We start from the raw sequence: 26356 nt of genomic DNA, 5'->3' as shown, positions 1-26356 counted from the left end.
GCGTCGCCGTTCGGGGCGTCGCCGGCCTCGGCGCGCCGCAGCCGGCGTTCGATCGCGTCGCCGAGGCGCTCGCGCAGCTCCGCCACCGGGATCTTGTTGAGCAGCTCGGCGAAGAAGCCCCGGACCACCAGTTTGCGTGCCTCGGCCTCCGGGATGCCCCGGGCCATCAGGTAGAACAGCTGCTCGTCGTCGAACCGGCCGGTGGCGCTGGCGTGCCCGGCCCCGGCCACCTCGCCGGTCTCGATCTCCAGGTTGGGCACCGAGTCGGCGCGTGCCCCGTCGGTGAGCAGGAGGTTCCGGTTGATCTCGTAGGTGTCGGTGCCGGTCGCCCCGGCCCGGATCAACACGTCGCCGACCCAGACGGTGTGCGCGTCGTCGCCCTGCAGCGCGCCCCGGTAGCCGACGTTGCTGCGGCAGTCCGGCACCGTGTGGTCGACCAGCTGCCGGTGCTCCAGGTGCTGGCCGGCGTCGGCGAAGTAGAGGCCGTACAGCTCGGCTTCGCCGCCGCGACCGGTGTACTCGACGCTGGTGAACTGGCGGACGAGGTCGCCGCCGAGGGTCACCTGGACGTGGGTCACCCGGGCGTCGCGGCCGAGCCGGAACTTGAGGTGTTCGGCCTGCACCGCGTCGGGTGCCCAGTCCGCGACGGTGACCAGGGTCAGCTTCGCTCCGTCGCCGACGATCACCTCGACGTTGTCGGCGAGGGTGATCGACCCGACCTGGTCCAGCACCAGGGTCGCCTCGGCGAACCGGCCGACGTCGACCAGGGTGTGCGCGTAGGCGACGCCGTGCGCGCCGGTGCCGACGATCCGGACCACCGCCGGCTCGGTCGGGGTGGCCTCCGGTGCGACCTCCACCACCAGGACCTCGGTGGCCTGCTCGTAGGCCAGGGCGCTGATCCGGTCGAACGGGGTCAGCACGGTGCCGACCCGGGGGTCGGTACGGTCGGTCCGCCGTACCGCCACACCGGCGGGCAGGTCGGCGTACTCGTGGTCGACCGACGCGGTGGCCGCCGGAGCGCCGGCGGCCAGACCGCGCAGCCGCTTCAGCGGGGTGAACCGCCACTCCTCCTCCAGGCCGGTGAGGGCCGGGAAGTCGGCGACATCGTAGGAGCGCAACGCCTGCGACTTGGTCTTCGGCGGCGCGGAGGCCTGAATAGTCATCTCTTCCTGTTCTGGGCGGGCCGGTACGGTGACGACGGCGTGGGTACGGCGAGCCGGCCGGCTCAGCCGACCGCGCCTTCCATCTGCAGCTCGATGAGACGGTTGAGCTCCAGGGCGTACTCCATCGGGAGTTCCTTGGCGATCGGCTCGATGAAGCCACGGACGATCATCGCCATCGCCTCGTCCTCGCTCAGGCCCCGGCTCATCAGGTAGAACAGCTGGTCCTCGCTGACCTTGGAGACGGTCGCCTCGTGCCCCATCGACACGTCGTCCTCACGGATGTCGACGTACGGGTAGGTGTCCGACCGGGAGATCGCGTCGACCAGCAGGGCGTCGCACTTGACCGTCGAGCGGCTGTGGTGCGACCCCTCCAGCACCTGGACCAGTCCCCGGTAGGAGGTGCGGCCACCGCCCCGGGCGATCGACTTGGAGACGATCGTCGAGGAGGTGTTAGGCGCGGCGTGCACCATCTTGGCGCCGGCGTCCTGGTGCTGTCCCTCGCCGGCCATCGCGACCGAGAGCACCTCGCCCTTGGCGTGCTCGCCGGTCATGAACACGGCCGGGTACTTCATGGTCACCTTGGAACCGATGTTGCCGTCGATCCACTCCATGGTGGCGCCTTCGTGGCAGACGGCCCGCTTGGTGACCAGGTTGTAGACGTTGTTCGACCAGTTCTGGATGGTGGTGTACCGGCAGCGGGCGTTCTTCTTGACCACGATCTCCACCACTGCCGAGTGCAACGAGTCGGAGGAGTAGATCGGCGCGGTGCACCCCTCGACGTAGTGCACGTACGCGCCCTCGTCGACGATGATCAGCGTCCGCTCGAACTGGCCCATGTTCTCGGTGTTGATCCGGAAGTAGGCCTGCAGCGGGATCTCGACGTGGACGCCCTTGGGCACGTAGATGAACGAGCCACCGGACCAGACCGAGGTGTTCAGGGCGGCGAACTTGTTGTCCCCGACCGGGATGACGGTGCCGAAGTACTCCTTGAAGATCTCCTCGTGCTCCTTGAGGGCGGTGTCGGTGTCCAGGAAGAGGACTCCCTGCTCCTCCAGGTCCTCACGAATCTTGTGGTAGACCACCTCGGACTCGTACTGGGCGGCGACTCCGGCGATCAGCCGCTGCTTCTCGGCCTCCGGGATGCCCAGCTTGTCGTAGGTGTTCTTGATCTCCTCGGGCAGCTCGTCCCAGCTGGTCGCCTGCTTCTCGGTGGAGCGCACGAAGTACTTGATGTTGTCGAAGTCGATGCCGGTCAGGTCGGCGCCCCAGGCGGGCATCGGCTTGCGGCCGAACAGCCGCAAGCCCTTCAGCCGCAGGTCGAGCATCCACTGCGGCTCGCTCTTCTTGGCGGAGATGTCGCGCACCACCGCCTCGTTGAGGCCCCGCTGGGCGGCGGCACCGGCCACGTCGCGGTCGGCCCAGCCGTACTCGTACCGGCCGAGGGCCGCGAGGTGCTCCTCCTGGGAGATGGGCGCGACGGTCTGCTCGGTCATCTATCTGTCCTCACAGTGCTGGTGACGTGGTCGGGTGAACGATCGGTCGTGCTGGTGATGGTCACGGTGGCGGCGCTCGGGCCGGTCTCGGACCGCCGCGGGTCGGGGATGTGCGTGGTGCACACTCCGTCGCCGTGGGCGATGGTGGCCAGGCGTTGCACGTGGGTGCCGACGAGGCGTGAGATCACCGCGGTCTCAGCCTCGCACAACTGCGGGAACTCGGCGGCCACATGCGCCACGGGACAGTGGTGCTGACACAACTGTCCGCCGGACGCGATGGTCGACGCGTTGGCAGCGTATCCCTCGGCGCTGAGCGCCTCGGCGAGTGCCTCGGCGCGGGCCAGCGGGTCCTCCCCGGCGCCTTCCAAGGCGGCCCGGCATCGCGCTTCGAGTCCCTCGACCTGCTGCGCGGCGAACTCGTCCACGGCCTGGTCACCGCCGTACCGGGCGATCCAGCGCAGGGCGGCGGCGGCCATGCTGTCGTATCGGTAGTGGCCGTGCCGCGATCGAGCGGCGTCGGTGAGCCGGAAGACCTTGGCCGGCCGGCCCCGGCGACGATGGTCACGCGGCGGCGCGTCCCGGGCCGTCACGTCGCCGTCGGAGAGCATCGCGTCGAGGTGCCGTCGGATCGCCGCCGGGCTCAGGCCGAGTTCGGCGCCGAGCTGCGCGGCGGTCGCCGCGCCGCGCTCGAGCAACAGGGTGACCACCCGGTCACGGGTACGGCCGTCAGGGCCGACGGCGACCGCACCGGTCACCGCGCCGCCGTTCACCGCCCCGCTGTCCGCGCCAGCCGCCCTGTTTTTCACTACGCCAACGTTACGTAATTCCTCGGCCGCCCGCAAACGCACCCTCCGGTGATCCGGCGCACCCGAGGTGCCCGCCCCGGATTCCCCTGGCCGGCCCGCTGCGTACGATTGCCGCCGTGACCAGTTCCGGCCGATTGTCCGCCTCCGCCGCCCTGCTCCGGCGGCTCACCCTCGCCTCGCTGGTGGCCAACGTCGCGATCGTGGTGACCGGTGGCGGAGTACGGCTCACCGGGTCCGGTCTCGGCTGCCCCACCTGGCCCCGCTGCACCGAGGACTCCTACGTCACCACCCCCGAGATGGGCATCCTCGGGGTGATCGAGTTCGGCAACCGGGTACTGGGCATCGTCGTCGGCCTGGTCGCCTTGGCGACGTTGGTCGCCGTCCTGCTGGCCCGACCCCGTCGGCGCGATCTGCGGGGTCTGACCCTCGCCGTGTTGGGGCTGGTGATCCTGCAGGGGATCATCGGCGGGATCAGCGTCCGGGTGCAGCTCAACCCGTGGGTGGTCGCGCTGCACTTCATGCTGTCGATGGTCGCGCTCGCGGTCGCGTACGCCTTGTGGCGCCGCACCCGGGCCGGCGGCCCGACCACCCACGACACCGTCGCGCGACCGCTGCGGCACCTCGCCTTCGTCATCACGACGGTCAGCTTCGGCGTCCTCGTGCTCGGCACGGTGGTCACCGGCAGCGGACCGCACGCCGGGGACGCGACGGCGACGCGGACCGGACTCGATCCGCAGACCATGTCGCAGCTGCACGCCGATTCGGTCGCCCTGCTCATCGGCCTGTCGGTGGCCTGGTGGTTCGCGTTGCGCGCGGTCGGCGCGCCGGCCACGGCGGTCCGGGCCGCCGGCGTACTCATCGGGGTCGAACTCGCCCAGGGCCTGATCGGAATCGTGCAGTACGTCACCAACCTGCCGGTCGCCCTGGTCAGCGCACACATGCTGGGTGCCTGTCTGGTCTGGCTGGCGACCCTGGCCGCACTCTGGTCCACCCGGCGACGCGACGTCGACCCGTCGACCGCCGAGCCCGCGACCGGCGAGCCCGCGACCGGCGAGCCCGCGACCGGCGAAGCGGCGGTCGGCGGCGCGCCCGGCGAGGGACGGCCGCTGATCGCCACCAGCTGACCGAAGTCGCCTGGCCAGCTGATTGAAGACCGCTGAAGACCGCCGACGGGTCCCGATCGCGGAGAGTACCGGCGAGGCTACGCCTGTGCCGGGGCACAACCGCTGGCACGACGATCCGGGTGCGGTAGTCGCGGTCCCCCCGTGCCGTGGCTGCCGCACCCCTGGTCAGCGAGGGGGCGACGTGCCGCAGGAGCACCCACACCTGCCGGTCCGGCCGTCCTGGATCTGCGCCCGCTGCACCCTGGACTGGCCCTGCCCGAGCGCCCGCCGCCAACTCGTCGCCGAACACGACCCGGTCGCACTCGGCACGTACGCGGCACAGCGGATGGCACAGGCCGCCCACGACCTGCCGGGCATCTCCCCCGCCGACCTGTTCGACCGGTTCCTCTCCTGGACCCGCGGCGAGTAGCCGGCCGCCCGCACCATCGTTGCCTTCGGCGTGGCCGCCCGCTGTCGCCATGCCCCCTTTCCCCTGACTCGTCATCGGAGCTTCCGCGTGTCTGATTTCCGATCCGCTCGATCCGGCACCGTCGCGGCGACCCTGGCCCGGGCCCGGCTCGGCGTACCGCAGGTGTTGTTCTTCGTCCTCGCCGCAGCGGCCCCGCTCACCGTCGTGGCCGGCGGTGCCAGCACTGGTTTCGCGGTCACCGGCACCACCGCCGTGCCGATGGCGTACCTGCTCATCGCCGTGGTGATGGGCATCTTCGCGGTCGGCTACGTGGCCATGAGCCGGCACGTGGTCAACGCCGGAGCGATGTACAGCTACGTCGCGCACGGACTCGGCCGCATCCCGGGCATCGCCGCCGCGTTCGTCGCGCTCGTCGCCTACAACGCGATGCAGATCGGCCTGTACGGGGCGTTCGGCGTGGTCGCCGCCGAGGTCTGCGCCACCTTCGGGACCGCCGTACCGTGGTGGGTCTGCGCGCTGGTCGGCTGGGCGGCGACGGCCGTTCTCGGGCTGGCCCGGGTGGATCTCAACGGTCGCGTCCTGGCCGGGCTGCTGCTGGCCGAACTCGCCGTGGTCCTCGGTTACGGCGCGGTGATGGTCACCCACCCGGCGGAGGGCGCGATCACGGCCAGCGCCTTCGACCCGCGTCAACTGTTCGATCCCGGCGTCGCGGCCATGCTGGTCGGCGGCATCGCCGGCTTCGTCGGCATAGAGGCGAGCACCGTGTTCGCCGAAGAGACCCGGGATCCGCGCCGGACCGTGGCGCGGGCGACCTATCTGGCAGTGGCGATCACCGGCGCCTGCTACGCCGGTTCGGCCTGGGCGATGTCGGTGGCGGCCGGACCGGACGCCGTTGTCGATCGGGCCCGCGAACACGGCACCGAACTGATGTTCGCGCTGGTCGGGCCGTACCTCGGCCAGCCGTTGGTGGACGCCGGACGGTTGTTGTTCCTGACCAGCCTCTTCGCCGCGCTGCTCGCCTTCCACAACACCGTCGCCCGATATCTGTTCGCGCTCGGACGCGAGCGGGTGCTGCCGGCGGCTCTCGGGCGGACCAACCGGCGCACCGGGGCACCGAAGCTGGGTTCCCTGGTGCAGAGCACCCTGGCGGTCACAGTGATCGTCACATACGCCTTCGCCGGGCTCGACCCCATCACCCACCTGTTCTTCTGGATGACGGTGACCGGCGGCCTCGGTGTACTGATCCTGATGACCGCGGCGTCGCTCGCGGTGATCGGGTACTTCCTGGGACACCATCGTGGTGAGCCCGCCTGGCGGCGGTGGCTGGCGCCGGGCCTGGCCGCCGCCGTTCTCGGCCTGATCCTGACCGCCACCGTGGTCAGCTTCGGTGACCTGCTCGGCCTACCGGCCGACTCGCCGCTGCGCTGGTGGTTCCCGGCCGGCTACGCGTTGACCGCGCTGTCGGGGGTCGGCTGGGCACTGTGGCTGCGGGCGCGACGGCCCGAGGCGTTCCGGGCGATCGGGTGGGGTGCCGACAGCGCCACCGCCGCGCCGCTGGCGGTGCGACCGGCCGCGCCACCCCGGATCCCGACACGGGTCTGAACGCCGGATCCCGACGCCGGACCCGCGTCAGCGCGGCGACCGACGGACTCGGTGGGCGATGGCGGCGGCGAAGCGGTCGGCCGCGCCGGCGTCGTGGGCCAGGAACAGCGACGGTTCGGTCAGCTCCAGCTCGACCAGCAGTGGTGAGCCGTCCGGACCGGGAATGAGGTCCACTCGGGCGTAGAGCAGTTCCGCCGGTCCGCCGGGGATCGCCGCGAGCACCTGCTCGGCGACGTGGCGTTCGGCTGCCGACGGTGTCCGCGCGCTGATCCGCTCCGGCCGGTACAGCTGCTCGACCGGGCGATCCGGGCCGTCCAGCATCGGGCCTTTGCGAATGGCGTGGCTGTAGCGCGGACCGTCGGGTCCGCCGAAGAAGATCAACGCGGTTTCGCCGTACGTCCGCACAGCTGGCAGGTACGGCTGGACCATGACCACCCGGCCGTCGGCGTGTAGCCGCGCGACGTGCGCCCGGGCCAGGTCGGCGTGCGATCCGGCAAGGCCTGCCGGGTCGAACCGGTAGCGGCCGGCGTCGACGCTGCCGGCTCCCACCGCCGGTTTGATCACGTACTCGCCGGGCTCGGCTGGTTGCTCGCCGGGCTCGGCTGGTTGCCATGACTCGCCGGGGACCAGCCACCGGGTCGGCACGACGGGGACGCCGGCCGCCGCCAGTTCGGACAGGTACCCCTTGTCGGTGTTCCAGACGACCGTGTCGGCGGAATTGACCAGGCGGGGCACCCGACGGACCCAGGTGAGGAACTCACCGTGGCGCGGCACGTAGTCCCACGGGGATCGCAGCACCGTCAGGTCGTAGGAGTCCCAGTCGGCGTCGTGGTCCCACCGCACCGCGTCCACGGCGATCCCGGCGGCGGCGAGCGGTGCGATCACCAGCCGGTCGTCCGGGTCGAGGTCGGGCAACTCGGCACAGGTGACGAGCGCGACCCGGGCGGTCGCCCGGGTCGCGCTCGTCACCTGTTCTTTCGGCTCGGTCGCTCCGGTCAGGGAGCTGTGGTGGGGTTCGCCAGTCACGGACCTGCGGCTCCAGTCACGGTTCCGGTCGTGGTTCGTTGTACGGATCAGCGGGCAAGGCTGCGTCGGGACATGGACCGCCAGAGGTCGTTGCTGGGACGCATCTGGTCCATCAGCTCCCGCTCCCACTCGTTTTCGACCTCGACTCCGGCCTTGAGACAGGCCTCACGTGCCACATCAGTGCCGTCTGCGAACTGGTCGGCCCAGGCGCCGTCCTGACCCACCAGGACGATCCGTGCGCCACGTTTGCCGACATATTCGATGACCGCCTTCGCGCCGCCGTGGCCGGCGGCGAAGGACCGGATGCCGGCGACCAGCCCGGTGGGCGTGTCCGTGGGAGCGGACTCGGTCGTCAGCGTCGTATCGGAACCATCTGCCATGGCGGAAGCGTAAGCAGACCAACGGCGGTTCGCCGATCAGATGTCGGCTTTTTGTGACTCCAATTACCTGAAGGTTTAGCACGGCATCCCGGTAGCCAATACCGATTCGGACCTTCAAAATAGGGCAAACCACAGGCGCAAATCAGACAAATAGTCGACCGGATCACAGATCAACAACGAGTTCCGGCACCTACGGCCAGCGGCGGACAAATCACACATAAAGGACATTTGCCAGGTCGGTCAGAGCAGTGCGTCCACCGCGACCGCGACGAACAACACCGTCAGGTACGTGGTCGACCAGTGGAACAACCGCATCGGCCGCACCGGCTGCCCACGCCGGGACCGCGAGTGCAACCGGTGCGCCTCCACGAGGAAGACCGCGCCGACCACCACCGCCGGTACGCCGTACACCGCCGACATTCCCAGCGGCCACACCGCCAGCGACGACGCGACGGTCAACCAGGTGAACCCGACGATCTCCAGGTTGACCCGCCGCACCGAGGCGACGACCGGCAGCATCGGGATCCCGGCCCGCGCGTAGTCGGCCCGGTACTTGATGGCCAACGCGTAGAAGTGCGGCAACTGCCAGAAGAACACCACCGCGAACAACCCCCACGCCGCCGGAGACAGCGTCCCGGTGACCGCCGCCCAGCCGATCAGCACCGGCGCCGCGCCGCAGATGCCACCCCAGAAGGTGTTCTGCGGGGTCGTGCGCTTCAGCCACAGGGTGTAGACCAGGTCGTAGTACAGAATCGCGGCCAGGGTCAGGCCGGTGGCGAGCCAGTTGGTGAACACCGCCATCAGCGTCACCGACACCGCGCCGAGCGTCAGCCCGAAGACCAGGGCGTGCCGAGGTGTCACCACATGCGTCGGCAACGGCCGACGCTTCGTCCGACGCATCAACTGGTCGATGTCACGGTCGATGAAGCAGTTGAGGGCGTTCGCCGCACCGGCCGCCAACGAACCACCCACCAGCACCACCGCGACCAGTCCCAGCGAAGGCAGCCCGTCGGCCGCCAGCATCATCGCCGGCACCGTCGTGATCAGCAGCAGTTCGACGATCCGCGGCTTGGTCAGCGAGACGTAGGCACGCACCACCGCCAGCAGGTCGGTCGGGCGGCCACCAGCCGGATCCCGCTGCGGGCCGGCGGATCCGGACGGACCGGCCACGGCCAGCGCGCTCCCCGTGTCCGCTCTCACCCCCGCGTCTGCCACCCCCGCGTCGGCACCGGCGATCCGCTCGGGATCGGCGGTGACGGCTGCGGACGCGACCCGCGCCCGGTCGTAGGCGGGGCGCTCGGTGACCATGCTCACGGATTGCACCTTCCGGCATCGGCGCGGGTGACCTCACAACTGGCGGCGACCTGCCGGCCGGCGCACCCTCGACAGCCTACGCGCAGGCATTTTGCCTGCCCGGCCGACCCATGAACGGTGCTCGCGGCCACCTCACCAGGCCCGATCCACCGGGCATGACGACCAGCGACCGGCGGACCCGACCACCGACCGGCGGGCCCACGGCTATCCGGTTGTCGAGATCGGCGGGCGCGTGTTCAACCCTGCTCGATAGGGTCGTGCCGAGGGTTCCGCCTACCTGCTGGACGAGGAGCACACCCACCGTGGCCGCTACACCGAACGATGCCCCCCTGAACTGGTCCGACCTCGACCGCCGCGCGGTCGACACCGCCCGGCTGCTGGCCGCCGACGCCGTGGAGAAATCCGGCAACGGTCACCCCGGCACCGCGATGAGCCTCGCCCCCGCGGCGTACCTGCTGTTCAACCGGGTGATGCGGCACGACCCGAGCGACCCGGACTGGGCCGGCCGGGACCGGTTCGTGCTCTCCGCCGGGCACTCCAGCCTGACCCTGTACATCCAGCTCTACTTCTCCGGGTACGGGCTGAGCCTGGAGGACCTCAAGTCGTTGCGGCAGTGGGGCTCGCTGACCCCGGGGCACCCGGAGCACGGTCACACCCGGGGCGTCGAGACCACCACCGGACCACTCGGCCAGGGCCTGGCCAACGGCGTCGGGATGGCGATGGCGGCCCGCCGTGAGCGCGGCCTGCTCGACCCGGACACCGCTGCCGGCGAGTCGGTGTTCGACCACAACATCTGGGTGATCGCCTCCGACGGCGACATCGAGGAAGGCATCACCCACGAGGCCAGCGCGCTCGCCGGTCACCAGAAGCTCGGCAACCTGACCGTCATCTACGACGACAACCAGATCTCCATCGAGGACGACACCCGGATCGCGCTCAGCGAGGACGTCGCCGCCCGCTACGCCGCGTACGGCTGGCACGTGCAGACCGTCGACTGGCGGGCCGGTTCCGCTGGCGACGGCGAGTACCACGAGGACGTCGAGGCGCTGTACGCGGCGCTGACCGCCGCCCGTGCCGAGACCGACCGCCCGTCGTTCATCGCGCTGCGCACGATCATCGGCTGGCCGGCACCGAAGAAGCGCAACACCGGCAAGATCCACGGCTCGGCGCTCGGCGCCGACGAGGTCGCCGCCACCAAGGAACTCCTCGGCTTCGACCCGGCCCAGCACTTCGCGGTCGACGACAAGGTGCTCACCCACATCCGTGAGGTGCTCGACCGGGGTCGGCAGGCACACGCGAAGTGGACCGAGGCCTACGACACCTGGGCGCAGGCCAACCCGGAGCACAAGGCGCTGCACGACCGGCTCGCCACCCGTACCCTGCCGGACGGCTGGACCGACGCGCTGCCGGACTGGCCGGCGGACCCCAAAGGGGTCGCCACCCGGGCCGCCTCCGGCAAGGTGCTGAGCGCCCTCGCGCCGGAGCTGCCGGAACTGTGGGGCGGCTCGGCCGACCTGGCGGAGAGCAACAACACCACGATGAAGGGCGAGCCGTCGTTCGTCCCGGCCGAGTACGCCACCAAGGAGTTCCCCGGCCACGAGTACGGCCGCACCCTGCACTTCGGCATCCGCGAGCACGCCATGGGGGCGATCCTCAACGGCATCGCGCTGCACGGCGGCACCCGCCCGTACGGCGGCACGTTCCTGGTGTTCAGCGACTACATGCGCCCGGCGGTCCGGCTGGCCGCGCTGATGAAGCTGCCGGTGGTCTACGTCTGGACGCACGACTCGATCGGTCTCGGCGAGGACGGCCCCACCCACCAGCCGATCGAGCACCTGTCGGCGCTGCGCGCCATCCCCGGCCTCGACGTGGTCCGCCCGGCGGACGCCAACGAGACCGCCTGGGCGTGGCGGGTCGCGCTGGAGCACACCGACCGGCCGACCGCGCTGGCGTTGACCCGCCAGGCGGTGCCGGTGATCGACCGGGAGACGTACGCCTCGGCCGAAGGGGTCCGCAAGGGCGGCTACGTGCTGGCCGAGGCCGGCAACGCCCAGCCCGAGGTGATCCTGATGGGCTCCGGCTCGGAAGTGCAGCTGCTGCTCACCGCCCGCGAGCGGCTCGAAGCCGAAGGCACCCCCACCCGGGTCGTGTCGATGCCCTGCCAGGAGTGGTTCACCGAGCAGGACGAGGCATACCGCGAGTCCGTGCTGCCGCGCGGGGTCAAGGCCCGGGTCAGCGTCGAGGCCGGGATCGGCATGTCCTGGCGCGGTCTGGTCGGCGACTGTGGCGAGTCGGTCAGCATTGAACACTACGGGGCGAGCGCGCCGTACCAGGTGCTGTTCGAGCAGTTCGGCTTCACCGCCGACGCGGTGGTAGCGGCGGCACACGCGTCGCTGACCCGGGTCGGCGCCATCACCGGCACCACCACCGGAAACTGAGGAGGCTCCTGATGACGGACCGATTGGGCGAGCTCACCGCCGCGGGCGTGGCGGTCTGGCTCGACGACCTGTCCCGGCAACGGCTCAGCACCGGCAACCTGGACCAGCTGCGCCGCGAGAAGCACGTCGCCGGCGTGACCACCAACCCGACCATCTTCGCCGCCGCGCTGGCCAACGCCGACGAGTACAACTGGCAGCTGCGGGACCTGGCCGCCCGGGGCGTCAGCGTCGACGAGGCGGTCCGCATGCTCACCACGTACGACGTACGGTGGGGTTGCGACGTGATGCGCCCGGCGTACGAGGCGAGCGGCGGCGTCGACGGCCGGGTGTCGATCGAGGTCGACCCCCGGCTGGCGTACCGGACCGCCGAGACCGTCGCCGAGGCCAAGGCCCTGTGGTGGCTGGTGGACCGGCCGAACCTGTTCATCAAGATCCCGGCGACCGAGGCCGGGCTGCCGGCGATCACCGCCACCCTGGCCGAGGGGATCAGCGTGAACGTGACGCTGATCTTCTCGCTGGACCGCTACGTCGCGGTGATGGAGGCGTTCCTCGCCGGGCTGGAGCAGGCCAAGGCCAACGGGCACGACCTGACCATCATCGGCTCGGTGGCGTCGTTCTTCATCTCCCGGGTCGACAGTGAGGTCGACAAGCGGCTCGACAAGATCGGCAGCGAGCAGGCGAAGGCGCTCAAGGGCAAGGCCGCCATCGCCAACGCCCAGCTCGCCTACGAGCGCTACGCGGAGATCTTCTCGTCGGCCCGCTGGCAGGCCCTGGCCGACGCCGGCGCCCACCCGCAGCGTCCGCTGTGGGCGTCGACCTCGACGAAGAACCCGGCCTACCGTGACGTCATCTACGTCGAGGAGCTGATCGCCCCCGGCACCGTCAACACGATGCCGGAGTCGGTGGTGCACGCCTACGCCGACCACGGCGAGACCCGGGGTGACACGGTCACCGGTTCCTACCCGGCGGCCCGGCAGGTCCTCGACGACCTGACCGCCGTCGGCGTCGACCTCGACGACGTCGTCAAGGTGCTGGAGTCCGAGGGCGTGCAGAAGTTCGAGGCGAGCTGGCAGGAGCTGCTCGACGGGGTGCGGTCGTCGCTGGACGCGGCGGCGGCCGGTGCCGGGGAACCGAACGCGGCGGCGAAGGACAACGCCGCCGCCGCCAAGCAGGCCGGAGGCAACGCATGAGCGATTTCTTCGACGGCGGGGTGGAGGCCGCCGCCGGGTTGAGTGTCTACGGTGCCGACGCCGTCGACGCCAGCGCGGCGGCCTCCACCCGGGCGGCACTGGTCGGCGACGACGTCGCGGGCCTGCTGATGGCGAAGGACCCGACGCTGTGGGGGCCGGAGGCCGAGGCGGAGGCCAAGATCCGACTCGGCTGGCTGGACACCTTCCGGCGCAGCCGGGACCTGCTGCCGCAGCTGGCCGAGCTGCGCGCCGAACTCGGTGACCTCGACCACGTGGTGCTGGCCGGCATGGGCGGCTCGTCGCTGGCTCCCGAGGTGATCTCCCGCACCATGGACAAGCCGGTGACGGTGCTCGACACCACCGACCCGCACCAGGTACGGGCGGCGCTGGGCGACCGGCTGGACCGCACCGTGGTGGTGGTCGCCAGCAAGTCCGGCGGGACGGTGGAGACCGACAGTCACCGGCGGGCGTACTGGCAGGCGTTTCTCGACGCCGGACTCAGCGAGGCGGAGGCCGGCCGCCGGTTCGTCATCGTCACCGACCCGGGTTCGCCGTTGGCGACCACCGCCGAGGAGATGGGTGCCTTCGTGGTGCTCGCCGATCCGGAGGTCGGCGGCCGCTACTCGGCGCTGACCGCGTTCGGGCTGGTCCCGTCGGCGCTGGCCGGGGTCGACGTGGTCGAACTGCTCGACCAGGCCGACGCCCTCGCCGAGGCGCTGGGGCAGGAACGGGACAATCCCGGGCTGGCGCTCGGCGCGGCGCTCGGTGCCGCCGCCGCCACCGGCCGGGACAAGATCGCGCTGGTCTCCGACGGCACCGGCATCGACGGACTCGGCGACTGGATCGAACAGCTGATCGCCGAGTCCACCGGCAAGGACGGCGTCGGCATCCTGCCGGTGGTCGTCGAAGCACCGGACTCCCCCGGCGTCACCGGGTCGGACGTGCTCACCGTCACCTACGGCGGTTCCGGCCAGCCGGGCGGGGTTCCCGGCGGTGGGGTGCGGCCCGACCTGGCGGTCAACGGCCCGCTCGGCGCGCAGTTCCTGGTCTGGGAGTACGCCACCGCCGTCGCCGGACGGGTGCTCGGCATCGACCCGTTCAACCAGCCGAACGTCACCGAGTCCAAGGAGAACACCAACCGCATCCTGGACGCCGGACCCCCGTCGGAGGCTCCGGCGTACGTGGACGGGGCGATCGAGGTGTACGGGACGGCCGGTCTGCCCGGTGAGCTGGCCGGCGCGCTGCGCTGGCTGATCGACGGGATCGGTGACGACGGCTACCTGGCGGTGATGGCCTACCTGGACCGCTTCGGTGACGCCGACGCGGCGGCGGTCCGCCCGCTGCTGGCCAGGGCGGCCGGCCGGCCGGTGACCTTCGGCTGGGGGCCACGGTTCCTGCACTCCACCGGCCAGTACCACAAGGGGGGTCCGCAGGTCGGCTCGTTCCTGCAGATCACCGGGGCGGTCGCCGACGACCTGCCGGTGCCCGGCCGCCCGTACAGCTTCGGGGAACTGCAGGCGGCGCAGGCCGCCGGGGACCGCGAGGCCCTGGCCGGACGGGGACGGCCGCTGCTGCGGTTGCACCTGACCGATCGGGCCGCCGGTGTCGCCCAACTCCTGGACACGATTCGAAACCTGCCCAGCTGACAATTGGTCCGGAAGAAACGGACTGAGGAGGCGACGTGAATCCCCTGCGCGACCCGCAGGATCGGCGGCTGCCGCGCATCCCGGAGCCCTGCGCTCTGGTGATCTTCGGCGTCACCGGTGATCTGGCCCGCAAGAAACTACTCCCCGGCATCTACGACCTGGCCAACCGGGGCCTGCTGCCACCCGGTTTCGTGGTGGTCGGCTTCGCCCGGCGGGACTGGAGCGACGGCGACTTCGAGTCGCTGGCGCATGACTCGGCCAAGGAACACGCCCGTACCCCGTGGCGGGAAGAGGTGTGGGCGCGGCTGGCCGGCAACATCAGGTTCGTCGGCGGTTCGTTCGACGACGACGCGGCGTTCGACCAGCTTTCGGCCTGCCTGGACGGGCTCCGCCAGTCGCACGGCATCCACGGCAACGCCGCGTTCTACTTCTCCATCCCGCCGTCGTCGTTCCCGCAGGTGCTCAAGCAGCTGGCCCGGACCGGGATGGCCGACAACGAGCGGTGCGGTGGCTGGCGGCGGGTCGTGGTGGAAAAGCCGTTCGGCTACGACCTGCCGTCGGCCAAGGCGCTCAACGACCTGGTCGACGACGTCTTCACCCGCGACGACGTGTTCCGGATCGACCACTATCTGGGCAAGGAGACAGTCCAGAACATCATGGCGCTGCGGTTCGCCAACAACCTGTTCGAGCCGCTGTGGAACTCCAAGTACGTCGACTCGGTGCAGATCACCATGGCCGAGGACGTCGGCATCGGCAGCCGGGCCGGGTTCTACGACGACACTGGCGCGGCCCGTGACGTGGTGCAGAACCATCTGCTGCAGCTGCTGGCCCTGGTCACCATGGAGGAGCCGACCAGCTTCGACGCCGCCGAGATCCGGGCCGAGAAGCTCAAGGTGCTGCGGGCGATCAGCCTGCCCGCCGACGTCTCCGCCGGCACCGTACGGGGGCAGTACCTCAAGGGCTGGGTGGCCGGGCAACGGGCCGTCGGTTACCTGGAGGAGCCGAACGTGCCGGCCGATTCGACCACCGAGACGTACGTGGCGATGCGGCTGGGCATCCAAAACCGCAGATGGGCGGGGGTACCGTTTTATTTGCGCGCTGGAAAGCGTTTGCCGAGGCGGGTGACCGAGGTCGCGGTGATGTTCAAGACAGCACCGCACCTGCCCTTCAACCGCACCGACGTCGAGATGCTCAGTCACAACCAGCTGGTCATCCGGGTCCAGCCGGACGAAGGCGTGGTGCTCAAGTTCGGCGCCAAGGTGCCCGGCACCACCATGGAGGTCCGCGACATCGCCATGGACTTCCAGTACGGCGAGGCGTTCACCGAAGCCAGCCCGGAGGCGTACGAACGGCTGGTGCTCGACGTGTTGATCGGCGACCGCACGCTGTTCCCGGACGCCGCCGAGGTGGAGCAGAGCTGGCGGGTCATCGACCCCCTCGAAGAGGCCTGGCAGGGCACCCAGCCGGAACCGTACCGGGCCGGCGAGTGGGGTCCCCGGGCCGCCGACGAGATGCTGGCCCGCGAGGGCCGGTCCTGGAGGAGAGCATGATCAGCCTGTGGGACACCACCGGCAACGAGGTGGTCAAGGCACTGGCCGCCGAGCGACGCAGCGCCGGCGGCGTGGCCAGCGGGATGGCGCTGACCCTGATCGTCGTGGTCGACGAGAAGCGGGTACGGGAAGCGGAAGCGGCGGCCACCATCGCCGCCGCCGCCCACCCGTGCCGGCTGCTGGTCGTGGTGCGTTCCGACATCGACCGCAAGCAGAGCCGGCTCGACGCCGAAGTCGTCGTCGGTGGCCGGCTGGGTCCGTGCGAGGCGGTGGTGATGCGGACCTCCGGTCGGCTGGCGCTGCACGCCGAGTCGGTGGTGATGCCGCTGCTGGTGCCCGACGTCCCGGTGGTCACCTGGTGGCACGGCGAACCGCCGGAGCAGATCGCCAACGACTACCTCGGGGTGGTCGCCGACCGGCGGATCACCGACTCCGCCCAGGCCCCCAATCCGGTGCAGGCGCTGCTGCAGCGGGCGGTCGACTACGCGCCCGGCGACACCGACCTGGCCTGGACCCGGATCACCCCGTGGCGCACCCTGGTGGCCGGGGCGTTCGACACCACCGAGGCGCAGATCATCGGCGCGACGGTGACCGCGCCCCGGGCCGACCCGACCGCCGCGCTGATGATCAGCTGGCTGGCGGCCCGGCTCGGCATCACCCCCCGATGGGAGGAAACCACCGAGTCACCTCGGATGCGCACGGTAGAGCTGGCCTGCGCCAACGGCGACGGGCTCAGCATCGTCCGGGAGGACGGCTCGGCGTTGTTCACCCGGACCGGGCAGCAGGAACGGCAGATGCCGCTGGTCCGGCGTCCGCTCGGTGAGGAACTCGCCGAGGAGCTGCGCCGGCTCGACGCCGACCAGGTCTACTCGGAGGCGCTCGGCACCCTCGCCGGGTTGCCGGAGCTGTCGGCGCGGCCCAGCAAGCGGGTGCACATCTGGAAGGACCCGGCGAAGCCGGCCGAGCCGGTGGCGGCTGCGGCGGAACCAGCCCGGAGCGGCTCGTGAGCGACTCCACGCTGGTGGTGCACCCGGACGCCACCGTGCTGGCCAGCGCGGTGGCGTCCCGGCTCGTCGTACGGCTGATCGACGCCCAGGCCGATCGGGGCGAGGCCTCGGTGGTGCTGACCGGCGGGCGGGTCGCGGCGGCCGTGTTGCGCGCGGTCGGCGAGTCGCCGGCCCGGCTCGCCGTCGACTGGTCCCGAGTGGACCTGTGGTGGGGCGACGAGCGGTTCCTGCCGGCCGGTGACCCGGACCGCAACGAGACCCAGGCCCGCGCGGCGCTGCTCGACGTCCTGCCGCTGGACCCCCGACGGGTGCACGCGATGCCGGCGTCGGACGGCCCGGATGGTGACGACCCGGAGGCCGCCGCCGCCCGGTACGCCGCCGTGCTCGACCGGGTGGCCGCCGGCCCGGGTACGGCCCCGCTGCCCCGCTTCGACGTGCTGATGCTCGGCGTCGGCGAAGACGGGCACGTGGCGTCGGTGTTCCCCGACCATCCGGTCACCGGCGAGACCCGCCCGGTCGCGGCGGTCCGGGACAGCCCGAAGCCGCCGCCGACCCGGATCACGTTGACCCTGCCGACGATCAACACCGCCGACGAGGTGTGGTTGGTCGCCGCCGGGGCGGACAAGGCGGCGGCGGTCGGCCGCGCGTACGGCGGCGCCGACCCGGTCACGGTGCCGGCAGCGGGGGTACGCGGTGTGCGGCGCACCTGGTGGCTGCTCGACCAGGCAGCGGCCGCCGAGTTGGTCACCGCGCCGACCTCGGCTGGCTAGCCTCGGAAACCTGTGATGTGGTGGCCGCCGGACGTTCCCGTCCGGCGGCCACCGTCTTATTGGTGCGCTCTCCAGTGCGGGCCGACCGAGGCGAGTAGCCGGTCGAGGGGCTGCGGCAGCACGTCTCGGGCGATCGCCGCCTCGACGAGCAGCCGGGCGTACCGTGACTTGCGACGCGAGCCGCTGCCCATGAATCGGCGCAGCTGCGCCTCGGGTCGCCGGTCACGCCAGACGGGCTGGCCCTGCATGGTGCGAAACGACCCGAGGTCGCCCTGCGCCGCCAGGATCGGCTCGACCCCATCGACTCCGAGCGCCCGGATCAGTTCGTCCTCCAGGTCGTCGACGCAGACGAAGAACCCGAGTTCGGCGAGGTCGCCGTGGGTTCGGGGCGCACCGATCCCGGCGGCGGCCAGTCCCCGCCGGACGATGTTGACCTCGGCCAGGTCACACAGCCCGCCGAGCCGTACCCGCGTGAGCTGTGGGCCGACGCTGGTCAGGAACCGGCCGATGGCGTGTGCGCCGCCGATCGGCACGACCACCACCCGTTCGGCGTCGAGGTCCCGGCCACGGCCGACCGCTGCCGTCTCGACCGCGATCTGGTCGCTGACGCCTTCGACGAGGACCAAGGCGACGGCACGGTCGATCTTCGTCAGGGCGTGGGCGGTCGCCTGGATCGGAGCGTCGGGGCCGCTCGGGTAGCCGTCGAGCACCCGCCGGGCGAGCTCACGCCGCCGAACGGCGTCCATCGGCCGTTCGTCTGTCGCCATGACGGTCATCGTCGGTGACCACTGACTCGTCCGGCAACCGGGTAACCGATGTCGACGACCCAGGTCACCACATCGCCGTACATCTATTGACAAACAGTGTTAACAGTAAGACTCTTCTCGGAGAGCGCTCTCTCACCCCGTCCGATCACCGTCCGATCACCGTCCGATCACCGTCCGATCACCGTCCGATCACCGTCCGATCCGACCGGAGGAGTCCCTCGTGGTTGTCCGAAGAAGACTGCTGGCCGTCGCAGCGGCCCTGATCACCGCCGTTCCGACCGGCCTCGTCGCCGCTACCCCCGCCCAGGCAATCGGCCCGGCGCTGCTGCCGGTCACCGTCACCAACAACACCGGCCGGGCCGGCTCCGTCCACCTGTACGTCATCGGTGTCCAGCTCTCCTCCGGCCGCCTCGGCTACGTCAACCAGGCCGGCACGTTCATCCCCTGGACCGGCGGGCAGATCCCGCCGTCACCCGCCCCCGACGCCTCGATCGGCGGACCGACCAACGGGGGCAGCACGACGATCCGCTTCCCGCGCGGCTTCTCCGGCCGGGTCTACTTCTCCTTCGGCGCGAAGCTGAAGTTCTTCCTCACCCCGACCGGCCTGGTGCAGCCCGCCCCCTGGGCCGGCGGCGACCCCAACCGCGACATCCTGTTCGACTGGAGCGAGTTCACCTACAACGACGCCGGCCTGTGGCTCAACAGCTCCCAAGTGGACATGTTCGCGGTGCCGCACGCGGTCACCGTGACCGGCGCGAGCGGTGCCACCAAGCGCACCGGCGACGTGGTCGCGGGCGGCCGCAACGCGATCATCAACGGGGTCCGCGCCCAGTCCGGCTGGGCCAACACCGTGCAGACCCGGGGCGACGGCACCGTGCTGCGGGTGCTCGCACCCGGCAAGGCGACCGGCGCCGGCCTGTTCAGCCCCACCTACCTGGACTCGTACATCGCCTCGGCGTGGAACACGTACACCAGTCGGACACTGACCGTCGTACCGTTCGGCGACCGCCCCGACATCCGCTACTACGGCCGGACCTCGGGCCGGGTGATGACCTTCACCAACAGCGCCGGACAGGTCGTCGCCTCGTTCAACCGGCCCTCGTCTGCCAGCGTGTGGGGCTGCGACGGTGACCTGCCCGCCCCCAACGACCAGGTGGTCGGGCCGATCTCCCGTACGCTGTGCGCCGCACTCAACCGGGGCACCCTCGGCACCATCCACACCCAGCCCAGCACCAACGCCACCGAGTTCTACCGCAACACCCCGACCAACCAGTACGCCCGGATCATCCACGCCAACATGCGCGACGGAAAGGCGTACGCGTTTGCCTTCGACGACGTCGGCGCGTTCGAATCGCTCGTCCACGACGGCGACCCCCGCTCCGCCGGAGTCGTGCTCAGCCCGTTCTGACCGAGCCCTCCCCCGCCTCGGTCCGGGTGCGCCGGCACGCCACCGGCGCACCCGTTCGGTCCGGTGCCGACGGCGGGGCGACGGTTACGGTAGGGCCCAGCAGCACGATGGTGGCCACAGCGGATGAAGCGGAGACTGCGTTGACCGATGCCACGAAGCGCTCCCCCAGGGTGTTGGCGATCTCGTGGGGACAGATGGACGTCGAAGGCCTCGGAACCGGCAAGGACTTCATGCTCTACCCCGGCGGCGGCCGGGCCTGGGACTGGTCCGAGACCGGGACCCGGCACAGTCCCGGGATTCAACCCGACGACGTCGAGGAACTGCTGCGCAACGGCGCGACCGCGATCGTCCTGTCCCGTGGCATGCAGCTCCAGCTTCGGGTCGACCCGCGCACCCTTGAGCTTCTCGACCTCCACGGCATCACGCCGTACGTCGCCGAGACGACGCAAGCGGTGCAGCACTACAACGAGCTGGCCGCGACGCAGCCGGTGGGCGGCCTGTTCCACTCGACCTGCTGACCGGGCGCACCGCGCCCGGCGTGATCCACTACCCGCCATCGACTCGACACGCCGACGCCATGTCAGACCACGCGCATCCGATCAGCCACAGGCACGCACGACCCGCCTGGGTATTCCAGATGGGCCTACCGTGAGGATCCGCGTCGCCGGGTACGTCATCCGGACCACCAGCAGCGGTGCACGGCTCTTGGAATTCCAGCGGCACGACCCACGATGGACCACGTGTACCGAGCCCGCCCAACGGGTCCAGCGTCAAGCCGAGCGGCCAGCTTTATGCCGCCGATGATGTGGGAGTTGTAGTGTTCCGTGCGGCGATCTGCGAAATACGTTGGGGTGACAGTCCGAGAAGCGCGCCTGCATCCCGGACGGTATAGCCGTCACGCAGCAGCGCCAGTACCGCTGTGGCGGTCGCCCGTTCGGCCTTCTCGTCCGCCTCCCGGGCTGCCCGCCTGGCGTCCAGAGCCACCGATACCGTACCGGGAAGCTCGGGACGCACATCGACTTCCACCATGACTGGGTCGATGTCCAACAGCAACGCGATCGCTTCTCGAGCCATCGCAGCGACCTGGTCGAGTCGCCGGGCCTGGGTGTGCACACCCTTGAGTTCAGGCACGGTGATGGCCCACCAGTTGCCGACCCGCCGGCAGACCACGGAGTAGGTCGTCACTTCCACCAGTCCTCCCCGAGTTGATCGTCGAGATCGCTCATGATGCCCCGTGCCGTGTATTCGTTGATCTCTCGGTGTCGGGGTATCACAACCTTCTGACCGCCACAGCGAAAGATGGAGTGACTCCCGCCTTCACGAAGCAGCTCGAACTCCTTGCCGGCCTCAGCCGCCGCCGTGCCGATCTTCTTAATCAGGTCAGCCCGCTTCACGCAGCCTAGCCTAACCAGATAGACAGATCAAGTAAATTGCGCTAGACATCAAATCGGACCGCCGGTGCGACTACTGTTACTCCCGTGGACCACGTCGAGGTCGAGATCACCGCCGAGCTGGTCCGGGGTCTGCTCCGCGATCAGTGCCCCGATCTCGCCGACCGGCCGGTTCGGCTGGTCGCGCGCGGCTGGGACAACCAGATGTGGCGCCTCGGTGACGACCTCGCCGTCCGGCTGCCCTGGGCGACCGTCACCGCCGACATGTTGCTTTACAAGGAGTACGCCTGGCTGCCCACGCTGGCGCCGCACCTGCCGCTGCCGGTTCCCGTACCGCAGCGGCTCGGCGAGCCATCTGAGCGTTTCCCTCGGCCCTGGCTCGTCACCACCTGGGTCCCGGGAACACCCGCCGACCTTGCCCCGGTCACCCGTGCCCGCGACGCGGCACAGTCCCTGGCCACCTTTCTGACCTCACTGCACCAACCCGCTCCTGACGGCCTACCCACCCTCAGCGGTAGCGGCCGGGGCGGGCCGTTGACCAACCACACCGACCGGTTCGCCAGTGGGCTCGCCGAAGTCACCGAGCACGGGCTGATCGACGACCCGGACACCGTCCACGCTGTCTGGCAGGACGCGGTCACCGCACCCGGATGGTCAGGCCCGGAGCTGTGGCTGCACACCGACCTGCACCCGGCGAACGTCCTCACGGCCGACGGCACCATCTGCGGTGTCATCGACTTCGGTGACCTCTGTGCGGGCGACCCGGCGTACGACCTCGCCGCCGGGTGGATCCTGCTCCCCGACGACACGATCGACCACTTCTACGCAGCGTACCAGCCGAGCCTGGACACCTCCACTATGCGCCGGGCCCGTGGCTGGGCGATCGCCCGCGCGCTCAGCGGCATCCTGATCGGCGACGCCGGGGACCATAGCCGCCCCGGTGGCAAGCCGACCTGGGGTCCGCCTGCCCGCGCCGCGCTGCGACGTCTCATCGCCACGATCGACTGATCGGCGGGTCGCCGCCGGCGAAACACTCCGGTCAGCCCGCGCGCAGCAGGGCGTGGGCGATGGCGCGATCCGGCGCGCTGTGCCATGCCGGGCCGCCGGCTCCCGATTCCCAGAGCAGGTTCTGCAGTACGCGACCCAGCGTCCAACCGATCGCCCGTTGCCGGTCGACGCCGAGTATCTCGGTCAGCAGGTCGAAGCGTCTGCGGACCGCACGCGGCACGTCGCCGGTGGCGACCACATCGTCCCAGCGGTTGTGCAGGGCGGGAAGCAGCTCGAAGCAGGGGTCTCCGGCGAGTGGTTTCGGGTCGATCGCCAGCCACGGCTCCCGACCGCCGGACCCGGCCGAGTCGAACCCGGCCGGGTCGGTCCGGGACGCGAGGACGTTGTCGTAGTGCAGATCCCAGTGCAGCAGCCGGTCCCCGGCCTCCGGCAGCAGCTCCTGGACGGCCGCCGCGCACCGCCGGACCAGCGGATGGGCGGCGGCGGGTAGCCGTACCAGCGCCTGCGGCACCCGGTCGAGCATGCCGGCTGCGACGTCGGCGAGGCGGCGTACGTCGGGCGGGGCGGCCACCGAGGTCAACCGGGCGAGCAGCTGGCTGAGGATCCGTAACGCGGCCAGGTCGTCGGGGACGACCGCCAGGGTACGGTCGGCGTCGAGCCGTTCCAGCAGCATCGTGCCGGAGTGTGCGTCGTGCCGCAGGAGCTGTACCGCGCCGTCGCCGGCCCAGGTCCGCAGCGCCACCGGCTCGCCGACGGTCTCCTCGTCGATCGGCTGCAGCTTCAGCATCGCGGGTGAGCCGTCGGCCTGCGTGACGGGCAGCACCAGGGCGATCGCGCCGCAGCTCGGCGGCCCGTCATGACGCAGTCCCCAACCGTCCATGATGGCCGTGGTCAGCTGTGGCAGCGCCGCGATCCAGGCCCGCCCGGCGTCGCCGAAGTACCTGGCGTGGGACGCCGCAAGCCCTGCCGGGACCTTTAGGCCCGCTCCGCCGGCATGGTCCGCGCTGCCCGATGACACGTACCGGGGTGACACGAAGCCGCGTTCAGCCATGTCGCCTCCTGGCGAGACGATCGCCTCCCAACGGGTCTATTCTGCCAGGGCCGATGTGCCTACTGTGGCCGGCTCCGACAACCCGGACTGGTCTGGCGCAAGTCCAAGAAGGCAATAGTTGCTGCGCCAATCCTCGGATCTGTGATTGCGAGTCCCAAGTGACGATCGTGCTCGATGGGCTAGCCCAGGGCTACGGGACCTCAACCATCATCGAAAACCTCAGTGTCACGCTGAGACCTGGAATCACCGCGCTACTGGGCCCCAACGGAGCGGGTAAGACAACCTTGTTACGAACCCTGGCGACGATCATGCCACCCCGGAACGGCCGGATACTCATCGACGACGTCGAGATCGACGGCGAGCGGTCAGCCCGCAGGATCAGAGACCACATCGGCTATCTGCCGCAGGACTTCGGATTCGACCCGCAGATGAAGGTCGTCGACTTTGTGACCTATGCGGCCTGGATGCGCGGGATTCCGTCGAACCGGTGGCGGGAGGCGGTCGGCGAGACGCTGGAGATGGTCGACCTGACTGATCGACGGCGGTCGAGGATGCGTAGTCTCTCCGGCGGTATGCGCCAGCGCGCCGGCATCGCTTGGGCAATCGTCGGACGTCCCCGGGTGGTGCTGCTCGACGAGCCCACCGTCGGCTTGGACCCGCGTCAACGGCTTCAGTTTCGCAAGATCGTCGCAGGGCTGGGCGAGACGGTGGTGGTGCTCAGCACCCACCTCATCGACGACGTCGCGGCGGTATGTGACCGGGTGATAGTGATGCACGGCGGGGTGGCCAGGTTCGACGGATCGGTGGCCGAGTTGTCGACGCTGGGCCACGACGGGCTCCCCGGGCACTCCCCGCTGGAGCGGGCGTACATGCATCTACTGCCCGAAGGAGAGCGAAGCCTGTGAGCGGGCTGTGGTTGCACGTCCGGAACTCTCCGCTCCGGTGGGCGCTGCCAGTGTTCGTCGCCATCGACCTGACGGCACTGTTCCTGCGCAACCGCCACTGGGTCGGTGTCTGGCCGGAGACCGGTGCCGCAGCGCTGGCACCCGCGTACCTGCTCGGTGTGGTCGGTGCCGGTGCCGCAGCTTGGGCGGCGAGCGCGCCGAAGCGACACAGGATTGAGGAACAGCTGACGGCCTCGCACGTCCACCCGGCCCGGCTGGAAGCGAACCGGCTGGGCGCTACCGTCGTTGTCCTGTTGGTCCCGTACCTGATCGGTCAGGCGGTCGCCTTCGCGGTCACGGCCCGGACGTTTCCACCCGGCGTGCATCTCTGGCTGGGCTACGCGCTACTCGGAGTCTTCGTTATTTTGACCTCGACCGCCCTTGGCTGGGTATGCGGGAAGTTGCTCGGTTCGGTGTTCGCAGCACTGACGGCGGCAATGGGATTCCTGTTTTTGACCGCATTTCTCGACCGATTTGGATTCGTCGTGATTTCCGGCCGGCCGGAGATGACAGTTGACCCCGGACTGCTCGCCCTACGGCTGGCATCAGTCACAGTCCTACTGCTGACGATGCTCTGCCTGCCGAACTCCCGCGCACCGCGACGGTCGAGGACGCTGCTGCTGGTCCCTGCGGTGTTGCCGCTCCTCGTGATCGTGGTCGCCACGAACGCGGTAACGGACCGGAAGCAACCAGGAGATGACGTTCTGTGCGTCGAGGGCACAACTACCTTGTGTATCTGGCCGGAGCACGAGAAGTACCTGCCCCAACTGCGGGAGGTCAACGCGCGGATCGATCAGCTGCCAGAAAGCTTCGTCCGCCCGCCACGCATCAATCAGGCCGGTCTACAGAAGGTCTGGATTCTCTGGCCCGACGGGCAGTGGCGCCTCGGCTACGATGGGGCGCCGCCGATCTTCTACATTTTCGAGGGAAGCACATGGTCCTTCGCGGGCGGCATCGGTACGGCGATCGTGTCCTCGACATTCAAATATGAGTCCTGCGACTGGGAAAATCTAATCCCGTCCGACCGAGGGCGGTTCGAGGCAGTCAGCGCCTGGCTGGAGGCGTACCTGGTCGGGCAGAGCAGCCCGGATTACCAGACCAACGCACCTGCGGAGCTACAAGAGGCCTGGGCAAACGGACGCGAGATCGCCGACGGCGGCTCCCTTTCCGATCAGTTCCGATGGGCGGACGAAGAGGTGAACGACCTTCATGGACGCTACTGCCAGCCATGACGTTGAGGTGCCCGCTGGCACTGTCCCGGTCAAACTGTTCCTCTCGGCCCGGCCAGCGGCTTCCATTCTCGGCGTTGTAGTGCTCCTCGGCGCACTGGCCGCCTGGTTCGGCACGGTCAAGACACCGCTGCCACAGGCAGCCGGGCAGGACAGCGCGATCATTCCGTTGTGGCGGTTGCTCGTCATGGGTGCCGCTGTCCTGCCGGTCATCGGGCTGGCCAGTCCCCTCGCGGGCCTGGAGCTGGCAGCCACCCGACGGCTACGGTCCATGCAACGGTTCTACCTCGCCGGGTCGGGTGTCGGCTCCGCAGTGATCTTCCTGGGCATCTCCGCACTCGCCATGCAGCCGGCCGTCGTTGCGATCATGGCGCGGGGGTGGATCGCGTGGTTCGGCCTGGCACTGGTCGCCGGAGCGGTCCTTGGCTGGCGGCTGGCCTGGACGCTGCCCTCGGTCATCGCCGTCGTCCTGTGGTACTGGGGGTTCGGCGGCAACGATCAGTACCGGTGGTTGGAATTCAGCGCACGGCCGTACGACGATGTGCCCAGCCTCGTGCTCAGCGCCACGCTGCTGGCTGTCGGACTGGCCGCCTACGCCGTGACTCCGTGGCGTCGTCGGCGGTTGATGTTCTGGCGATAG

At 70.2% G+C, this 26356-nt stretch carries 24 protein-coding genes and 1 pseudogene; 15 read left to right on the top strand and 10 right to left on the bottom strand.

Going from position 1 to position 26356, the window contains the following annotated elements; translation table 11 throughout:
• Positions 1-38: 38 nt before the first annotated feature.
• The 3 genes and pseudogenes from sufD to O7632_RS15755 all read right to left on the bottom strand — a co-directional run.
• Positions 39-1163, bottom strand: a pseudogene (gene sufD / locus O7632_RS15765) (Fe-S cluster assembly protein SufD); the annotation flags it as partial.
• A 62-nt stretch (positions 1164-1225) separates the two neighbouring features.
• On the bottom strand, positions 1226-2656 hold the full coding sequence (gene sufB / locus O7632_RS15760) for a Fe-S cluster assembly protein SufB (protein WP_278115150.1): 1431 nt from the start codon (positions 2654-2656) through the stop codon (positions 1226-1228).
• Positions 2653-3426 carry an ArsR family transcriptional regulator gene (locus tag O7632_RS15755; protein WP_278120081.1) on the bottom strand — a complete coding sequence of 258 codons (774 nt, stop codon included), beginning with the start codon at positions 3424-3426 and terminating at the stop codon, positions 2653-2655. The genes sufB and O7632_RS15755 overlap by 4 nt, the downstream gene beginning before the upstream one ends.
• Before the next feature lie 134 nt (positions 3427-3560).
• Between O7632_RS15755 and O7632_RS15750 the strand changes: the two genes are divergently transcribed.
• The 3 genes from O7632_RS15750 (at position 3561) to O7632_RS15740 (ending at position 6597) form a co-directional block, all read left to right on the top strand.
• Entirely contained in the window at positions 3561-4586 is a 1026-nt protein-coding gene (locus tag O7632_RS15750; RefSeq protein WP_278120079.1) for a COX15/CtaA family protein, read from the top strand.
• Between the two features lie 181 nt (positions 4587-4767).
• Complete coding sequence (locus tag O7632_RS15745) at positions 4768-4995, top strand: flavin reductase (RefSeq protein WP_278115148.1); 228 nt, start codon at positions 4768-4770, stop codon at positions 4993-4995.
• 87 nt (positions 4996-5082) lie between these two features.
• Positions 5083-6597, top strand: a complete 1515-nt coding sequence (locus O7632_RS15740; RefSeq protein WP_278115146.1) for an APC family permease — start codon at positions 5083-5085, stop codon at positions 6595-6597.
• 27 nt (positions 6598-6624) lie between these two features.
• Here the strand turns inward: O7632_RS15740 and O7632_RS15735 are convergent, their stop codons facing one another.
• The 3 genes from O7632_RS15735 to O7632_RS15725 form a co-directional block, all read right to left on the bottom strand.
• Positions 6625-7566 (bottom strand): hypothetical protein, encoded by a 942-nt coding sequence (locus O7632_RS15735; protein WP_278120077.1) that lies wholly within the window; start codon positions 7564-7566, stop codon positions 6625-6627.
• A gap of 104 nt (positions 7567-7670) precedes the next feature.
• Positions 7671-8003 (bottom strand): hypothetical protein, encoded by a 333-nt coding sequence (locus tag O7632_RS15730; protein ID WP_278115144.1) that lies wholly within the window; start codon positions 8001-8003, stop codon positions 7671-7673.
• A gap of 240 nt (positions 8004-8243) precedes the next feature.
• Positions 8244-9173 carry a heme o synthase gene (locus O7632_RS15725; protein WP_278120076.1) on the bottom strand — a complete coding sequence of 310 codons (930 nt, stop codon included), beginning with the start codon at positions 9171-9173 and terminating at the stop codon, positions 8244-8246.
• A 446-nt stretch (positions 9174-9619) separates the two neighbouring features.
• Between O7632_RS15725 and tkt the strand changes: the two genes are divergently transcribed.
• Genes tkt through pgl form a run of 6 tightly spaced genes read left to right on the top strand, consistent with a single transcriptional unit; the run spans position 9620 to position 17918 of the window.
• Positions 9620-11755 (top strand): transketolase, encoded by a 2136-nt coding sequence (gene tkt, locus O7632_RS15720; protein WP_278115142.1) that lies wholly within the window; start codon positions 9620-9622, stop codon positions 11753-11755.
• A gap of 11 nt (positions 11756-11766) precedes the next feature.
• Entirely contained in the window at positions 11767-12945 is a 1179-nt protein-coding gene (gene tal, locus O7632_RS15715) for a transaldolase (protein ID WP_278115141.1), read from the top strand.
• Positions 12942-14591, top strand: coding sequence for a glucose-6-phosphate isomerase (locus O7632_RS15710; protein ID WP_278115140.1), 1650 nt, complete (start codon positions 12942-12944; stop codon positions 14589-14591). Before tal ends, O7632_RS15710 begins: the two co-directional genes overlap by 4 nt.
• Before the next feature lie 35 nt (positions 14592-14626).
• Positions 14627-16141: a glucose-6-phosphate dehydrogenase gene (zwf, locus tag O7632_RS15705; RefSeq protein ID WP_278115139.1), complete on the top strand. Its 1515-nt coding sequence runs from the start codon at positions 14627-14629 to the stop codon at positions 16139-16141.
• Complete coding sequence (locus O7632_RS15700; RefSeq protein ID WP_278115137.1) at positions 16138-17148, top strand: glucose-6-phosphate dehydrogenase assembly protein OpcA; 1011 nt, start codon at positions 16138-16140, stop codon at positions 17146-17148. The genes zwf and O7632_RS15700 overlap by 4 nt, the downstream gene beginning before the upstream one ends.
• Entirely contained in the window at positions 17145-17918 is a 774-nt protein-coding gene (pgl, locus tag O7632_RS15695) for a 6-phosphogluconolactonase (RefSeq protein WP_278115136.1), read from the top strand. Before O7632_RS15700 ends, pgl begins: the two co-directional genes overlap by 4 nt.
• 56 nt (positions 17919-17974) lie before the next feature.
• On the opposite strand, the gene O7632_RS15690 is transcribed toward pgl, so the two are convergent.
• Positions 17975-18685 carry a TOPRIM nucleotidyl transferase/hydrolase domain-containing protein gene (locus O7632_RS15690; protein ID WP_278115134.1) on the bottom strand — a complete coding sequence of 237 codons (711 nt, stop codon included), beginning with the start codon at positions 18683-18685 and terminating at the stop codon, positions 17975-17977.
• Positions 18686-18905: 220 nt separating this feature from the next.
• On the opposite strand from O7632_RS15690, the gene O7632_RS15685 reads away from it, so the two are divergent.
• Together O7632_RS15685 and O7632_RS15680 are read left to right on the top strand one after the other, a co-directional pair.
• A complete protein-coding gene (locus tag O7632_RS15685) occupies positions 18906-20093 on the top strand; it encodes a beta-1,3-glucanase family protein (RefSeq protein WP_278115133.1) in 1188 nt (395 codons plus the stop codon).
• A 140-nt stretch (positions 20094-20233) separates the two neighbouring features.
• Positions 20234-20611: an Mth938-like domain-containing protein gene (locus tag O7632_RS15680; RefSeq protein WP_278115131.1), complete on the top strand. Its 378-nt coding sequence runs from the start codon at positions 20234-20236 to the stop codon at positions 20609-20611.
• A gap of 271 nt (positions 20612-20882) precedes the next feature.
• Here the strand turns inward: O7632_RS15680 and O7632_RS15675 are convergent, their stop codons facing one another.
• Positions 20883-21284, bottom strand: coding sequence for a type II toxin-antitoxin system HicB family antitoxin (locus O7632_RS15675; RefSeq protein WP_278115129.1), 402 nt, complete (start codon positions 21282-21284; stop codon positions 20883-20885).
• Positions 21275-21487, bottom strand: coding sequence for a type II toxin-antitoxin system HicA family toxin (locus O7632_RS15670; protein ID WP_278115127.1), 213 nt, complete (start codon positions 21485-21487; stop codon positions 21275-21277). Before O7632_RS15670 ends, O7632_RS15675 begins: the two co-directional genes overlap by 10 nt.
• An 84-nt stretch (positions 21488-21571) precedes the next feature.
• Here O7632_RS15670 and O7632_RS15665 point away from each other — a divergent pair, with 84 nt between their 5' ends.
• Positions 21572-22492, top strand: a complete 921-nt coding sequence (locus tag O7632_RS15665) for an aminoglycoside phosphotransferase family protein (RefSeq protein ID WP_278115126.1) — start codon at positions 21572-21574, stop codon at positions 22490-22492.
• Positions 22493-22523: 31 nt separating this feature from the next.
• On the opposite strand, the gene O7632_RS15660 is transcribed toward O7632_RS15665, so the two are convergent.
• Complete coding sequence (locus tag O7632_RS15660) at positions 22524-23543, bottom strand: aminoglycoside phosphotransferase family protein (protein WP_278115124.1); 1020 nt, start codon at positions 23541-23543, stop codon at positions 22524-22526.
• A gap of 158 nt (positions 23544-23701) precedes the next feature.
• Here O7632_RS15660 and O7632_RS15655 point away from each other — a divergent pair, with 158 nt between their 5' ends.
• Genes O7632_RS15655 through O7632_RS15645 form a run of 3 tightly spaced genes read left to right on the top strand, consistent with a single transcriptional unit; the run spans position 23702 to position 26356 of the window.
• Entirely contained in the window at positions 23702-24448 is a 747-nt protein-coding gene (locus O7632_RS15655; protein WP_347403630.1) for an ATP-binding cassette domain-containing protein, read from the top strand.
• Positions 24445-25719, top strand: coding sequence for a hypothetical protein (locus tag O7632_RS15650; RefSeq protein WP_278115122.1), 1275 nt, complete (start codon positions 24445-24447; stop codon positions 25717-25719). Before O7632_RS15655 ends, O7632_RS15650 begins: the two co-directional genes overlap by 4 nt.
• 7 nt (positions 25720-25726) lie before the next feature.
• On the top strand, positions 25727-26356 hold the full coding sequence (locus tag O7632_RS15645) for a hypothetical protein (protein WP_278115120.1): 630 nt from the start codon (positions 25727-25729) through the stop codon (positions 26354-26356).

It is taken from the genome of Solwaraspora sp. WMMD406, from assembly GCF_029626025.1.
GTDB lineage: Bacteria > Actinomycetota > Actinomycetes > Mycobacteriales > Micromonosporaceae > Micromonospora_E.
This window is presented reverse-complemented; position numbering and strand designations above follow the sequence as displayed.